The sequence below is a fragment of the Streptomyces tricolor genome, from assembly GCF_002155905.1.
Lineage (GTDB): Bacteria > Actinomycetota > Actinomycetes > Streptomycetales > Streptomycetaceae > Streptomyces > Streptomyces tricolor.
Genome location: NZ_MUMF01000900.1, coordinates 209 through 766 on the forward strand (window position 1 = coordinate 209; position 558 = coordinate 766).

The 558-nt window shown below is 68.6% G+C and carries 1 protein-coding gene; it reads left to right on the plus strand.

The genetic code is table 11. The annotated features are described in order from the left end of the window. Window positions 1–53: 53 nt before the first annotated feature. Window positions 54–401, plus strand: a complete 348-nt coding sequence (locus tag CCN44_RS41320; protein ID WP_086704351.1) for a hypothetical protein — start codon at window positions 54–56, stop codon at window positions 399–401. Window positions 402–558 lie beyond the last annotated feature (157 nt).

Genomic DNA, 558 nt, shown 5'->3' on the forward strand with positions numbered 1-558 from the left:
CACCGACCCCGGGCGCACCCTGAACCCTCACCCCAAGGGGAGGGAAACCAGCCATGGCCGAAAGCGACGACTACCGCACCGTCATCCGCGAGGAAGACGACGGCACCCGCCTCATCGCCGTCGTCCGACGCGACCCCGAAACCGACCAGCTTGCCGACGACGAGATCATCACCGACCTCAAACAGTGGATAGCCACGAGGAAGCAGCCCGACCGCGAGCGGTGGCCCAAGCCGGCACCCTTCAACACCTGGCTCATGACGACCAAACCCGGCTCTAAGGACCCATGCCCCGAGTGCGGCTGCTACAGCCTCCGCCTCGCCCCCGTCCCGGACAAGCCGGGCGAGGAGAGGGTGATCTGTACGATGAGCCAATGCGAGGCGTCGCCGTTTTACCGCGACTGAGCGCGCGGGTCAGTGCTCCCACACAAGCGGGCCGCCGCCGCGCCACTCGATCCAGCCCGCGGCCACGACGTCCGTGTCCTCGATCGGGTCCAGGCCGGCGCGGCGCAGGAACTCCACCACATCCGCGAGGCTGAACGCGCGCCCGCTGATCTCACCG

What these genes read in the sequence shown, in the direction of transcription:
- CCN44_RS41320 (WP_086704351.1), top strand. Translation starts at nt 54, where the DNA reads ATGGCCGAAAGCGACGACTACCGCACCGTCATCCGCGAGGAAGACGAC.